The organism is Sarcina sp. DSM 11001 (genome assembly GCF_900101015.1).
Classification (GTDB): Bacteria; Bacillota; Clostridia; order Lachnospirales; family Lachnospiraceae; genus CAG-791.
In genome coordinates this window covers 128,203-140,633 of sequence record NZ_FNFZ01000002.1, presented here as the reverse complement: position 1 = coordinate 140,633, position 12,431 = coordinate 128,203, and the positions used below count along the sequence as shown (strand labels likewise).

The 12,431-nt window shown below is 52.2% G+C and carries 13 protein-coding genes; 1 reads left to right on the top strand and 12 read right to left on the bottom strand.

Features of this window, described 5'->3' with window-relative positions; all coding sequences use genetic code 11:
* Positions 1–110: 110 nt before the first annotated feature.
* Positions 111–2,408, top strand: a complete 2,298-nt coding sequence (locus BLT02_RS01435; RefSeq protein WP_092991086.1) for a protein kinase domain-containing protein — start codon at positions 111–113, stop codon at positions 2,406–2,408.
* Between the two features lie 93 nt (positions 2,409–2,501).
* Here the strand turns inward: BLT02_RS01435 and BLT02_RS01430 are convergent, their stop codons facing one another.
* The 12 genes from BLT02_RS01430 to BLT02_RS01375 form a co-directional block, all read right to left on the bottom strand.
* Entirely contained in the window at positions 2,502–4,748 is a 2,247-nt protein-coding gene (locus BLT02_RS01430; protein WP_092991085.1) for a protein kinase domain-containing protein, read from the bottom strand.
* A 220-nt stretch (positions 4,749–4,968) separates the two neighbouring features.
* Entirely contained in the window at positions 4,969–5,277 is a 309-nt protein-coding gene (locus BLT02_RS01425) for a DUF4176 domain-containing protein (protein WP_175453638.1), read from the bottom strand.
* Positions 5,278–5,362: 85 nt separating this feature from the next.
* Positions 5,363–6,922, bottom strand: a complete 1,560-nt coding sequence (locus BLT02_RS01420; protein WP_092991083.1) for a hypothetical protein — start codon at positions 6,920–6,922, stop codon at positions 5,363–5,365.
* Between the two features lie 174 nt (positions 6,923–7,096).
* Positions 7,097–7,408 carry a WXG100 family type VII secretion target gene (locus tag BLT02_RS01415; protein WP_092991082.1) on the bottom strand — a complete coding sequence of 104 codons (312 nt, stop codon included), beginning with the start codon at positions 7,406–7,408 and terminating at the stop codon, positions 7,097–7,099.
* Between the two features lie 163 nt (positions 7,409–7,571).
* The gene (locus BLT02_RS01410) at positions 7,572–7,886 is read right to left on the bottom strand and encodes a WXG100 family type VII secretion target (protein WP_092991081.1); all 315 of its coding nucleotides are present in this window, start codon (positions 7,884–7,886) and stop codon (positions 7,572–7,574) included.
* A 240-nt stretch (positions 7,887–8,126) separates the two neighbouring features.
* The gene (locus BLT02_RS01405) at positions 8,127–8,426 is read right to left on the bottom strand and encodes a WXG100 family type VII secretion target (protein WP_092991080.1); all 300 of its coding nucleotides are present in this window, start codon (positions 8,424–8,426) and stop codon (positions 8,127–8,129) included.
* A gap of 256 nt (positions 8,427–8,682) precedes the next feature.
* The gene (locus BLT02_RS01400; RefSeq protein ID WP_175453637.1) at positions 8,683–9,009 is read right to left on the bottom strand and encodes a WXG100 family type VII secretion target; all 327 of its coding nucleotides are present in this window, start codon (positions 9,007–9,009) and stop codon (positions 8,683–8,685) included.
* Between the two features lie 118 nt (positions 9,010–9,127).
* Positions 9,128–9,433, bottom strand: a complete 306-nt coding sequence (locus tag BLT02_RS01395; RefSeq protein WP_092991078.1) for a WXG100 family type VII secretion target — start codon at positions 9,431–9,433, stop codon at positions 9,128–9,130.
* Between the two features lie 109 nt (positions 9,434–9,542).
* Positions 9,543–10,358, bottom strand: coding sequence for a hypothetical protein (locus tag BLT02_RS01390; protein ID WP_092991077.1), 816 nt, complete (start codon positions 10,356–10,358; stop codon positions 9,543–9,545).
* Between the two features lie 270 nt (positions 10,359–10,628).
* The gene (locus tag BLT02_RS01385) at positions 10,629–10,871 is read right to left on the bottom strand and encodes an EsaB/YukD family protein (RefSeq protein ID WP_207649382.1); all 243 of its coding nucleotides are present in this window, start codon (positions 10,869–10,871) and stop codon (positions 10,629–10,631) included.
* Positions 10,872–10,873: 2 nt separating this feature from the next.
* Positions 10,874–11,683, bottom strand: a complete 810-nt coding sequence (locus tag BLT02_RS01380; protein WP_092991075.1) for a hypothetical protein — start codon at positions 11,681–11,683, stop codon at positions 10,874–10,876.
* Positions 11,670–12,389 carry a LytR/AlgR family response regulator transcription factor gene (locus BLT02_RS01375; RefSeq protein WP_092991074.1) on the bottom strand — a complete coding sequence of 240 codons (720 nt, stop codon included), beginning with the start codon at positions 12,387–12,389 and terminating at the stop codon, positions 11,670–11,672. The genes BLT02_RS01380 and BLT02_RS01375 overlap by 14 nt, the downstream gene beginning before the upstream one ends.
* Between the last annotated feature and the right edge of the window lie 42 nt (positions 12,390–12,431).

The window sequence follows — 12,431 nt, the reverse complement described above, 5'->3', positions numbered from 1 at the left end:
CCGCCCCTGTAAAATAAGGCGTAAAGCGATTCCCGGTACAAAAGCACTGCGCTCTGTCCTCCGGGATTCCTCATTTTTCTAATACGTTTCTAATACGGAGATACTAAAAAATGAACCTGACTCTGGAAATCTCTTATGTTCAGGAGCTCCTCTCCTCAGTATGGCCAAACTGGAAGATCACTAAAATACTGGGAAAAGGCTCCTATGGAAAAGTCTATGAAATCCTCAGGGATGATCTCGGCACCGGTTCCGGTTACAGATGTGCGTTGAAAGTGCTCCAGATGGAGGCGGACGATTCCGGAGACGCCGCCACCATGCGGCTTATGACCAGCAGGAATATTTTCGATGCGCACATTCCCGGCGAAAGCCGTCAGAATGATGCTCTGGAAGACTTCGTCCGCGGAGTGAGTGCAGAGATCGATGCCATGATGCAGCTCAAAGGAGCACCCAATATCGTCACCATTGAGGATTATGCCATTCTCCGCAGCAAAGAGATCTGCACCATTCTGATCCGGATGGAAGAGCTGGTGACTTTGGAGCAATATCTGATCCAGGCTGATGGAAATCTCTCCCGTGAAGAGGTCATCCGGTTGGGCATGGATATTTGTAATGCCCTCAGCTGCTGCGAGCAGCTTGGGATCCTCCACAGAGATATCAAGCCGAGCAACATTTTTTACAGGGAAAGAGCCGGTTATAAGCTGGGCGATTTTGGGATCTCCCGGACCATGGACTTCATCTACGAAAGCAGGTCCATGAGCGGGATCGGGACGATCCAGTATATGGCACCTGAGGTCTATTTCGGACACAAATACAACAATACTGTCGACATTTATTCTCTCGGGATAACTCTTTATACACTTCTCAACGGAAATATCCCTCCACTGTGCGAGGCAAATCCTCTTCATTCCGGCAGAATGCCAGTGCCGGACAGGGCTGAGATCCACAGCGCAAATATGCGGCGTCTGAATGGAGAAATGCTCCCTCCTCCCGCCGGGGCAGACCAAAAGCTTGCCGACGCGATCTGCAAAGCCTGCTCTTCCGACCCGTCCCGACGCTACCAGACCGCCAAGCAGTTCCATGACGCTCTGGAAGAGTGCCTTATTGCTGACAAAGAGGCTCCCGGCCCCGGAACCGATCCGACTCCCGACCCTCCTGGCTCTCCGCATCCTCCCGTCCCTTCCAGGCCCGCCCTCATCGCCGGGATCACGGCCGCTGTCATTATTATACTCTTGACAGCCGTCTTTCTGATCCTGAAACCGCAGACCTCCGTCTCCTATACGGTACGATGCGTGGACACGGAAGGGGCAGTCCTTCTGGAAAAAGAATCCTCTGAAAAGGCCGGACAGGAGCTGTCTGTCTCCAGTCCCCCCATTGACGGCTATATCCCTCAGGAGGAGGAAAAATCTTTCATCGTATCCCGTAAAGAAGACAACAACCTTGTCATTTTCGTATATGACAAAGAATCCCTGCCCACGACCTGTACGGTCCTGTGCAAGGATACTGAAGGAAATATTCTCGACAGCCATACCGTGGACGGACTCGCGGGAGAGACCTTTACTGCTTCTGCTCCTGATCTTGACGAGTATATCCTGCAGGAAGAAGAACAGGATTCCTGTACCCTCACTCTCTCCGAAGACGCAGACAGCAATCAGATCGTTTTTACCTATGAGAAGATCTACCTCACCTTTAATGATCCCGCTCTGGAATATGCAGTCCGCCGTTCCATGAACCTCACCAGCAGCAGCCGGGGAATCTCCTTCGCAGAAGCAAAGTCGGTCGGGGAACTGAATCTTTCCGGAGCGCTGGAAAACAATTACGGTATGATCAAGGACCTCACAGGACTCTCTGCCTTCACCGGCCTGAAAAAGCTCGATCTCGGCGACAATCTTGTCGCTGACGTCTCCGAACTTGAAAATCTGACGGATCTGGAGTGGCTGTGTCTGGAGAAGAACCGGATCAAAGACATCACTCCCCTGAAAAACCTGAGAAAAATGACCCACCTGGATCTGTATCTCAACAACATCGAAGACGCCTCCCCTGCGATGCGTCTCACAAACCTGACCATGCTGGATCTCAGGGATAATAACATCAGCACAGTCGACGGCATCAAAAGCCTGACAAAGCTGAAGCAATTATACCTTGGCAAAAACCATATCCGGGATATTTCCCAGCTGAAAGAGCTTTATGACCTGGACTACCTGAGCCTGGGAGACAATGAAATCGAAGACATCAGCATGCTGAAAGATCTCCAGAAAATCGCCGTCCTTGCTGTCCCTAACAACAAAATCAAGGATATCAGCGTGGTCACCAGGTTCCCGCTCCTCTACTGGCTGGAAGTCAACGGTAATCCGATCGCTGACAAAACTCCGTTGAACAAACTGCCCAAAAATGTCAAGATCAAGCAATAAAGCCCTGACTGCAATGCCCTGGTTTACCACGGGCAGCGGTTTTTTCAGATGTTTTTAAAGAACCTGTGTCAGGATCTGTCGCGCAGAGAGGACTTATTTCTCCAGGTGCTTTACGCTTTCCGGGAGATTATCAAATACTGACTCATCTTCGATCGGGTTGCCTGTCACTTCCAGCCATTTAAGTTCCTTCATTTCCAGAACAGGACTTATATCACGGATCCGGTTGCCGCTCATCGTCAGATAATGCAGCATGGGCAGAGAATACAAAACGCTGATATCCTCGACATCGTTATAGCCAAAGCCCAGATAAGTCAGATCGTTTAATTCCCCGACAGGGCTGATATCCTTTAGCTGATTGTCCCCGATCCGCAGCGTGTGCAGTTTGTTCAGGCTTCCTATTCCCTTGATGCTGGCGATCCGGTTTCCGATCACCTCAAGCAGGCCGAGATTTTTTAGTGAATAGATCGGTGTAAGATCAGAGATTTCATTGTAGGCCGCCTCCAGGGTCTTCAGATCCTTAAGCCCGCTCAGCGGCACGAGACTGCTGACCTGATTGCTCTCAAGCTTGAGCTTCTTCAGGTTTTTCATTGCCGCGAGTTCCCCTATATCAGAGAGTTTGTTTTTTTGCAGGTCAAGGTCTTCTAGATTTTCAAAGGCGGAAAGCCCGGTCAAATCCGAGATTCTGTCTTTCTCCTCCTTGCCCCCTCCTCCAAGGTCCAGTTCTCTGACTTGAAGTGCAATCTTCCTTGTAAGGGGCTCGTCTTCCTCTATCTGAAAGCCTGACTGCAGCAGGCTTGTCCTGACCGCCTTTTCCAGGGCAGGATCCGCGAAGGCAAGCTCCTGGTCTTCTATTTCTTCTAAGGCCGTTATCGGGTCTGTTGAAAACTCTGCCTCTTCCAAAGCCGCTGAAGAGGCAGTCGAAAGCCCCTCTTCTTCCGGATCTGCTGACGAGTCTGTCAAAAGGGCAGTTTCTTTATCCGGGCGCTCATCGGTGCCGGGTTCATCACCCTTCCCGATGCTCACGTCTACCTCCGCCGGCACCCCTCCGTCCGCTGTGGACACATCTGTCTGAGGATCAGAATCTGCGGCACTGCTGTTTGTTCTGCCTGACAGAGAATGCCAGACCAGGCCTGCCGCAAGGATCAAAAGCACAGCCAGGACCCCGGCGCCGGTTTTTAACCAGAAGGATTTGTTCCCGGAGCTCCCGCCGGGTACCGGACTGTCAAGACACTTCTCCAGAGCAGCCCGCATTTCTGCCGCCGTGGAAAAACGCCCTTCAGGGGCATAGGAACATGCTTTCAGAATCAGAGAAGCCAGCTGCTGATCCGCCTGGGCGGGTGCCGGAAGCTTTTCCCCGCTCATACGCCGCATAAAGGCTTCCCGGCTCCGCCGTTCCCCTGCCGTTTCCAGATTTTCTCTTATAAAGGGAAGATACGAATCATTCGCCAACTGATACAACACGATCCCTAGCGAATAAAGATCCGCAGTATTATTGTATCTTCGCCCATAGAATATTTCCGGCGCCATATAATCCGGAGTCCCGACTCCGCTCATGGAAGCACTGTCATAAATGGACTCCATTGTCCTCGAGATGCCGAAATCCCCAAGCTTGAAACCGGTAATGTCGCTGAAAAAAAGATTACTGGGCTTAATGTCTCTGTGGATCACGTTTTTCTGTTCGCACAATTCCAGCGCCTTGCAGATATCAATGCCCAGCCGGATCACGTTCTCCCTGCTCATGATCTGTCGGCCTTCCCGAATGGCTCCCGCCAGGCAGGCCAACTTCTCCATCCTGATCATGATCATGCAGGATTGGTCGTCCCTGCTGATGTTGAAATCCTCGATGGAAACAATGTGGGGGTGTCCCTTGAGATCGATCATCGTGTTGACCTCGTTGCTGACATCCCGGATAAAATCATCCATCATAGTGCCAGAGACCCGATGGTAGATCAGTTGATCCTTATTGAGGGTAGTGGAATCTCCTCCTCCCGCCTGATCGCCATTCATAAAGAGAGATGAGGTGCTTCCTGTTAATCTTTCGTTCAGGAAACCCGCTTCCGTCTTCCGTTCCCGCCATTCGAGTATCCGGGAAGTCAGAGGCACGACGTCTCCCTCATCCCGATCAGATACCTGAACAGGCTTTTCCTCCCGCACGGGCATTTCCATATAAAGGACCTTCAGGGCGCACACCAGCGGCCTGCCTCCCTGTTCTGTCAGAAAATCCTTGCGGCAGATCTCATAGACAGAACCATATGTTCCGGCTCCGAGCCTTCCTGTGATCACCCATCCCGGCAATACACGGTCCAGTTGTTCTTGAATATAGTCTCTTCCTAAAAACATATAACACAGAGTCCTCAAAAGTCAGGTCACTTATTTGACCTGCTTCCTACATCATATAATGGGGCGAAATGACATCAAATGCCATCCTGCCCCATTATACTACTCTCTTTTCAGATTTTGATTTTATTTTCCCCGTTTAGCATCTGTTTCGCTGCAGCCGGGTTTAAAAAATAAAAATTAGCAAAAAAGAAGAACATTCATCTTCATACGTGCTCTTCCCTCATTTCAGTCCTTGCTGCGCCGCATCAAAAACCATGCCGATCAGCTGGGTAAATCCCTTGCTCTCCTCGCTGTCATAGCCGCGGAAGCAGACTTCACTGATGTTTTCTTCATTGAACAGAAAAATGCTTCCCTTACCGAGAAATCCCTCCGGATAAGGGACCGCCATGTAATCGTAGACAAGGGAGGGGTCCGTCTGAGCAGCCTCCTTGTCTTCGGCAGAGACCTTCTGCAGATAACCCATGATCGCTGCTTTTTTTACAGCGCCCTTCAGCAACACGATACTCCCGACAGGTAATAATTCTTTCAATGTATTCACCCCTGGTTTATTTCATTTCTTCGAATAATATATTCCATTTTTTAAAAAATACCTTATTCTATTTCGTAGAAATGACTTATTCTATTTCTTCGAAGATGTCCTTGCTTCCGCCGCCTGCGGCCGCGCTCACTGCGCCCGCTCCGTGTGCGGCAATTTCGATTCCGGCGTTCACAACAGCCGCGCGGACCACGGATCCGGCGACTTTGCCGGCCGGACTTGTCCCGGAAAAGGAGGCACTGCCGTTCTGAAGTTTCTGTGCCGCCCGGGCTCCCCAGCTGGTCATATTGGATTTTGTCCAGCTCTTGAGACCGTCTGTAACGATGTTTCCATCGCCCAGAAGAGTGCGCAGGTAATCACCGGTGGCATCCGTATTTACTTCCGCTGTATATTCGGGAGCTCCTGTAACCATACCTTCGGACAGATCTGCCGAAGATCCCGAAGTTCCGGAGGACGGGTCATCCTGGATGGAAGAATGGTATTCCGGCATGGAAGAACCTGTGGAGCCGCCTCCTCCGCCTCCCGAGCCCTTATGGCCGCCTCCTCCGCCGCCTGAACTCTTGCTGCCGCCTGATTTGCTGTCCCCGGCCGCGCTCGCACCATCTTTCGGGTTTTCGCCGGACAGGGGTTTTATCTGACCCTTGCCCGCAGTCCGGATCCTGCCGTCAGGAAGTTCAACTTCCTTTCCCGTTTCGGAGGGAAGTTCTGCTTCCTGCTGCTGTTCATTCGGTAGAGCTCCCGCCGCCTCTTCATTTCCATTCAGATAAAAATACCACATGACGGCAGTAAAAAAAGTTCCCCATACACCGCAGGTCAGAAGCTCCGGCATTTCCGGGAAAACCACATCCCCCACAGGGAAATGTCCGGTATTAAACCGCTCAAACAACTGCTGCAGATAGTTCTTTGCGGCCTCCGGCAGCTGATCGACCGTATCTGTCGGAAAAAGAGCCAGAAATTCATCCCAGCTGGAGACTTCGGAGAGCTTCTTCAAAAAATTTCCGGAAAACTCGGGAACAGCCGAGGTGAGAGAATCCATATCCGCGCACACTGCTGCAGTTCCTTCCTGCCCGGTCTCCATCTGCCCGGGCAGGTTTTCCCCCTCAGTTCCTGAAATAAATCCTTCCGCCTGAAGCCTTGCGGAAGGATCCCCCTCCAGAACAGCTCCCTTTGCAGCAGATCCCAGGACAGCTGCGCCAACCAGGCTTCCTCCGACGATAACCCCCTTACTTTCATCCATTTTTAAAGCTTCGTGGATGGTATCAAACACAGACGCAGGTTTCCGGCTCTCACCGTCCTCCCGGGCCTTCGCTCCATCCGGCCGGGCGGAGGCGGAGGGTGCTTGTGACTGTGTATCCGGAATCTCGATACTGCCCACGAGTTTTTCCTCAACAGCCGCATACAGTTCCATGATCGAAGAAAGAGTAGTCTGCAAGGTCTGAACATGATCGCCAAGCGCAGCCATTTTGTCTATCTGGGCTTTCAGATTCTGCAGGATTCTCTCCTTTCCTCCGAATTCGTGCCTGAACCCCCTCCGGATCCTGGAGACCTCTTCCTCTTCAGAATGAATCTCAGATTCCACCTGCTGCATGTGATCCAGCGCGCTTTCTGTATTCGAAAATCTGACTAAAAATCCATTCATTCCGGTGTCCTCCAACCGTCACATGCCTATTGTGCTGTCTCTTCTGTACGATCCGTCTGCTGCTGTTTTAAGTCTCTGTATATTCAGGTTTTTCACCGCCCTCGCAGTACTGCGCAGTCTGATATATCCGATATCCCCTTGTGGATCCTGGATCCGGGAGAATCTGGTTTTCTGTCATGCCTTGCGGGTCTGGGCGATCCTCAGGGCCGCCATCTCCGCATCATAGACGATCTTTGCCGTCCTGCGGATATCGTCCGCGATGGCATTGAGTTCCTTTGCGCTGTCGAGGATCTGCTGTTTCAACTGTCCGTATTTTCTCAGAAATTCGGTGGCATTATTACCCTTCCATCCGGAGGAGAGCACCTGCATGGACTGCTCCACCTTGTCGTTGGCCGTAGACCGGACCTTATCCGCCAGCGTATCGAGGTCCCTGGCCTGCTGAATCGCCTCGCGGTAATTCATACTGATCTGTCCTGCTGTTTTCATCTGTCCTCTCCCTCACCTTCATAGACCGTCTGATGCTGTTTCCCGTGCCTGTCTGCTTCCCGTTTCTACAGGGACAGAATGCGGTATCTGTATCCCGCTTCTGCCCCTGCTCAAGATCTGTCTCTGTCAATGATGTCCCTGTCGATGATGTCCCTGTCGATGATCAGCTGATCAGGTTAGCGTTCACACCTGCGCTGAGCTCCTGGGCCTGTTTTTCAGCCGACTCATACTGCTGTGCCATTTCCTGCAGATCATTGACATGCTCCGTGATCTTCTTATTGATCATCTGCATATCGTCTTCCAGTTCATTGAATTTATTGATATAGGCGCTGGCCGCTTCACCCTCCCACTGGCTGTTCAGATTTCTCGCCAGGGAAAGCATCTGGGCTGTGATATCGTTGATCGAGGTATTCCTCGCCTGAAATTCACTGGATGCATTCATCAGTTCCTGCGCCGATACTTTAATAATTCCTTCCATGTCAAATCCTTTCTATGAAATATCCGATATATTCAATCGTACTGTCCAGCTGTCCTGACTGGTCTTTTGAATCTACAGGCAGGACCTGTTCGTTCTCCGCCGGATAAGCTGATCTCATCTGTCTGTTCCTGTAGCAGTTTTAATTTGTACTGCGGTTTATATTTCGTTCATGCTCTGTTCCGGGATTCCCTTCCCGAATCCCCTTCCAGGATTCCTTTCCCGGATCAGAGAACAACCCTTTTATGCCCTTGTCGTTGCCCGCGCTGCTGCTTCGCTCTCTGCCTTCGCGTAGGTCTGAGCCACTTCCGTGAGGGCCTCGACGAAACGGGCGATCCCATTATAGAAATTCGCGAACTTCTCAGCGTCTGTCGCATAGGCGTTATGGAAAGCGTTTCTCGCTTCGCCCTCCCACATGCCGGACAGGGCTTCTTCCTTTTCTGTCATCGCTGCCACTTCCGTCTTAAACCTCTCGTTCAGTGACTGAAGCTCCTGGGCCTGCTGGATGAGCTGTGCCGGTGATACTCTGAAATTTGCTGCCATGATTCCTTCCTTTCCGCTCCGGATCTGCCGGGGTCTGTGTAAATGCTTTTTTCTCCTTGCGGAGGTGTATTTTGAATCGTGTTTAATTATGTTAGTGAAGCGTTTTTGCGCTTCATCTGTCTGTGATTATAGGATAAACTGTTTTCGTAAAAGACAGGTGCTTTTCTGACAGACGGTATTTTTTTCCGATGAAATGCAGTCTAAATTCAGTCTGCCTGCAAAAAGCAGCATTCCTGCCTTCTCCTGACTTCCCTGATCAGCTGATCAGATCTGCGCCGAGGCTTGCCGAGATCTCCGCTACCTCCCTCTCCTTCTCCACATAGAGGTTGGCGATCTTAAGCAGGTCATCCGGATGTTCGGACAGGCGCCTGACGATCTGGTCAATGTCGTCCTGCTGTTCCAGGAAGGCGCTCCTGTGGGCGTCTCCCGCCAGGCCGATCCAGTATCCGCCTGTCTTCTGGACGATCTCCATCACCTTGTCATAAGAGGACCGCATATCGCTGATCCTGTCCTTGAGGGTCGACGCTGCCGACAGCAGCGCATCGTCCTTTACCTTTATCTCAACATTTCCCTGAATAGCCATGTTGTTTCTCCTTCCCGGCGTCCCTTTATGCTGTGAGCCGCTTTTGTGAAAATCCTTTGCTTCGGTCACACTGGATCCGAACATTTATCCTTCCAGAATGTATGCGGATGTATACGGTTCAGATCCTGATCGCGCGGACAAGGTTCTCCACTTCCGACTCACATTTATCATATTCCTCCCTTGCCTTCCTGAGCTTCTCGATCAGGATCCCAAGAGTTTTGTTCATCTCCAGGCAGGTCTGATAATCGGTCTGGAACTGGGCCCGGAAGGCCTCGTTTGCCGGTCCGTCCCACATGGTATCCAGATTTTTGACTGCGTCAAACATGGCATCGATCGACTTTTCGAGGACTGCCTTTTCCTCTTCCAGCCGGATGATATCATCCGAAAGCCGGTCCGTGTTCTGTTCTATTTCCTTAATAGCCATATCTCTCCCCTCCGCTGCGCCCTGATTCCGGCTGGGTTGGCGACCTCCAGCCTCTATTATTCTGTGTTATCTAATCTTATAAAAAGCGATCACGATCTCCTGTATGTCCTCATGGGAGTCTCCCGAAGAGCTTTGATATCCTTGCTCTTTCGGCCTGCCGCTGAGCCGAATCTATTCCGACAGGCTGCAATGTCCGGGTGCTGCCCTCGTCTCTCCAGGCGGTGACTGCTTCGAATAATACAGCAGGGGGCAGATAAACCGGAGGTCTCACCGGCCTGAATGGCCGGAGGAGTATTCTTCTCCGCCAGGACGGCCAGTGTCTGCGCGGATGGAAGACGTAAGGATCCGGGATAAAAGGTTCCCTCCCCGGCATGGGATGCGGCCCCGGCATAGGATGCGGTCTGTACCTCCAGGGATAAAAAGGCCGTAAATGCGGATGGAACCGGCCGGGCAGGAGGATGTAGATCAGCGGTCTGAACGGGAGGTACCCGCCCCGCCTTCTTTTCAGATGTCTCAGCAGAAGGTCTGCCAGCTTAGAGAGGTCAAAATCTAAACGGGCATCTGTCTTCGGTTCCTTCTGAGAGCTGTCCTCTCCGTAACGGATGTCCTGATAAAAAGGATCACCTGATAAATCGCCGGTTCCCTCTGTCTCTTCCGCTGAATCCAGGATCCTGTTTTCGGCCGCTTCATAGAGCCTGGCCGCGGATTCCAGCTTTCTCTTCATCATATTAAGGGCGGTCTCTCTTTCCTCCAGACGGTCGAGCTCCCTGCGGAGCCTCTCCCTGGGGGCAGGCCTGTCGGGATCGCGGCTCCATGCACGGGAGATCCCGCGGAGCACTTCCTCGTACTGGTCCAGGTCGCTGCAGGCATTCTGCAGCGTTTCCGCGGTCTGCTGAAAAGCCCGGGATTCAAATCTGAACATCATCCTCACTGTCCTCTCTGTATCTGTTCATGAGACTGCCTTCCCGGTCCTGCCGTTTACGTGCCTGCGCGCCGGTTTCAGGAGTCTCTTCTGCCTCTTGTTAATCTTCTCACTTCACTAATTTCTGCATCTGTCACTTGTTTCTGCATCTGTCTTTCTGACACTGCTACCATATCATGAACGCTTCCCCGATCTGCCGGAAGCTGACGAAATGCAGGTATTCCTGATAAAATGACCGGTTCCGCCGCCCGCTGTCGATCACCCCGGCCCTGTTCACACCAGGATAAGGCTGGAGCCGTTGCCAATGTGGTAACTGCCCAGAGACCTGCTGCTGTCCAGGATCTGACGGTCATCCAGGAGGCACAGCATCAGATCCTCAGGATCTCCGCCCAGAGTGCAGTTCTCCTTCTGGCAGATGACCTCGGCGATCTCCGGGATCAGCTGCGCTATCACCGCCTGCTCGTCCAGGCTGAAATCATACTGCCGTCCGATAGAAGGTACATAAACATCTGCCATGATCATATTATTTCCCTCCAGAGCCTGTCCCTTCGCTCACGCGAGTCAGGGACGATCTCCCACTCATCATTTCCTGTTCCGGGAGCGTTCTCTCCGGATCCCGTACCGCTGATCAGGATCCAGGACTCCATATCTGTTTCAAAAAAGACCACAAGCTTCCCGGGATCGTCCTTTGTTTTCTCCGCTGTGCGAAGGACGCATCTGGCATCCTCCTGCAGAGCCCACAGAGGAGCCGGCACATCCGGTGTGCAGACAAGGCGGCTCCTGATCCTGTCAAGCGACGCCAGGGTCTGGGCATCATAGCGAAGAGCCTTCCCGCCCTCGCGCTCAGTCTCAAAGGGATGACCGGGGAGAAAACCGGCCTCCTCCAGCCATGAGCCGAGTCCGGAAGCTTCTACACTGCTGACATTGATATATCCGTTCTGCAGATCCCACTGGGTCACCGTACAGGAAGATGGCCCCCTGTAGATCAGGGATGGCAGGATTCCTTCCCAGGCGGAAACGGCTTCCAGAACATGGCCGGCACAGAATATATTTCCAAACAGGTCAGCGGCTTTTTTGCTGAGGTTGAAGACAGGTCCTGCCAGGCCTTCCCTTTTTTCCCCGTCAGCCTCTTCCGTGACCTCCACGAAGCCCCTGCCGATCAGGTCGTGCATTGCCAGGATATAGTCCTCATCCGTAAATTCCCCATCCTCCGGCAGCGGGTAAGTGAATACGGATTCCGCGTCCGCCAGTTCCATGAGCAGGATAAGCTGCAGAAGGGTAAATTCGTAATCTGTTTCAGCGCCGCTGATTAATTCAAGTACTCCCATATGCCCTGACCGCCTTTCTGTAGCTTCTGGACAGCGGGACTGTCTCTCCGTTGTCCAGTTCGATCATTCCTTCTGAAAGATTGAGTTTTTTTACTTTTTCCATATTGACGATAAAGCTCCTGTGGCACCTGAGGAAGTGCGCGGGCAGAAGCTCCGACATATGGTCAATGGTCTCATAGAAGCCGAAGGACTCGCTGCGGGTACAGATGTAGATCTTTTTGTCCCTGGCCTCCACAAAGGAGATCTGGGACAGGGGAACCCGCTGGCGCCCCTCCCTCGTCTCGATCAGGAAGGTGTCCTCGTCCTCCTTGTTCTTGAACTGGCTGCAGTAGCTGCTGATCAGCTCTCCCAGGACCTGACTGCACTGGAGCCTGTCAAAAGGGCTCAGCAGCAGGGCCGTCGGCAGGATCGAAGGACGCAGATATTCCATGGGAGAGATGCTGCTGTCCGCGATGAGCAGCAGGAAGGCCTCCATATATTTTTTCCTGGTCTGTTCGAGCTCCGCAAGAGCCTGCTTTCCTGAGACATTCCAGCAGAGAATGTCCAGCACGGGCTCCGCCTTCAGGGCCTTGCGCAGCTCCTCCAGCTTTGTGTACAGGAAATACCTCCAGTCCTCCTCGGAATGGAAGGCTGCCTGGGAGTGAAATTCCTCCTGCAGGACCGGAATATTGTTCAATTTTTCCAGATAAGATAGTACGGTGATCATTTTCGTGAGTCTCTCCCTGAAAAACAACAGTTCAGGCGCTTA

What these genes read in the sequence shown, in the direction of transcription:
- BLT02_RS01410 (WP_092991081.1), bottom strand. Translation starts at nt 7,886, where the DNA reads ATGGAAGGAATTATTAAAGTATCGGCGCAGGAACTGATGAATGCATCC.
- BLT02_RS01385 (WP_207649382.1), bottom strand. Translation starts at nt 10,871, where the DNA reads ATGGCAGATGTTTATGTACCTTCTATCGGACGGCAGTATGATTTCAGC.
- BLT02_RS01420 (WP_092991083.1), bottom strand. Translation starts at nt 6,922, where the DNA reads ATGAATGGATTTTTAGTCAGATTTTCGAATACAGAAAGCGCGCTGGAT.
- BLT02_RS01435 (WP_092991086.1), top strand. Translation starts at nt 111, where the DNA reads ATGAACCTGACTCTGGAAATCTCTTATGTTCAGGAGCTCCTCTCCTCA.
- BLT02_RS01395 (WP_092991078.1), bottom strand. Translation starts at nt 9,433, where the DNA reads ATGGCTATTAAGGAAATAGAACAGAACACGGACCGGCTTTCGGATGAT.
- BLT02_RS01380 (WP_092991075.1), bottom strand. Translation starts at nt 11,683, where the DNA reads ATGGGAGTACTTGAATTAATCAGCGGCGCTGAAACAGATTACGAATTT.
- BLT02_RS01400 (WP_175453637.1), bottom strand. Translation starts at nt 9,009, where the DNA reads ATGGCTATTCAGGGAAATGTTGAGATAAAGGTAAAGGACGATGCGCTG.
- BLT02_RS01415 (WP_092991082.1), bottom strand. Translation starts at nt 7,408, where the DNA reads ATGAAAACAGCAGGACAGATCAGTATGAATTACCGCGAGGCGATTCAG.
- BLT02_RS01390 (WP_092991077.1), bottom strand. Translation starts at nt 10,358, where the DNA reads ATGATGTTCAGATTTGAATCCCGGGCTTTTCAGCAGACCGCGGAAACG.
- BLT02_RS01430 (WP_092991085.1), bottom strand. Translation starts at nt 4,748, where the DNA reads ATGTTTTTAGGAAGAGACTATATTCAAGAACAACTGGACCGTGTATTG.
- BLT02_RS01405 (WP_092991080.1), bottom strand. Translation starts at nt 8,426, where the DNA reads ATGGCAGCAAATTTCAGAGTATCACCGGCACAGCTCATCCAGCAGGCC.
- BLT02_RS01375 (WP_092991074.1), bottom strand. Translation starts at nt 12,389, where the DNA reads ATGATCACCGTACTATCTTATCTGGAAAAATTGAACAATATTCCGGTC.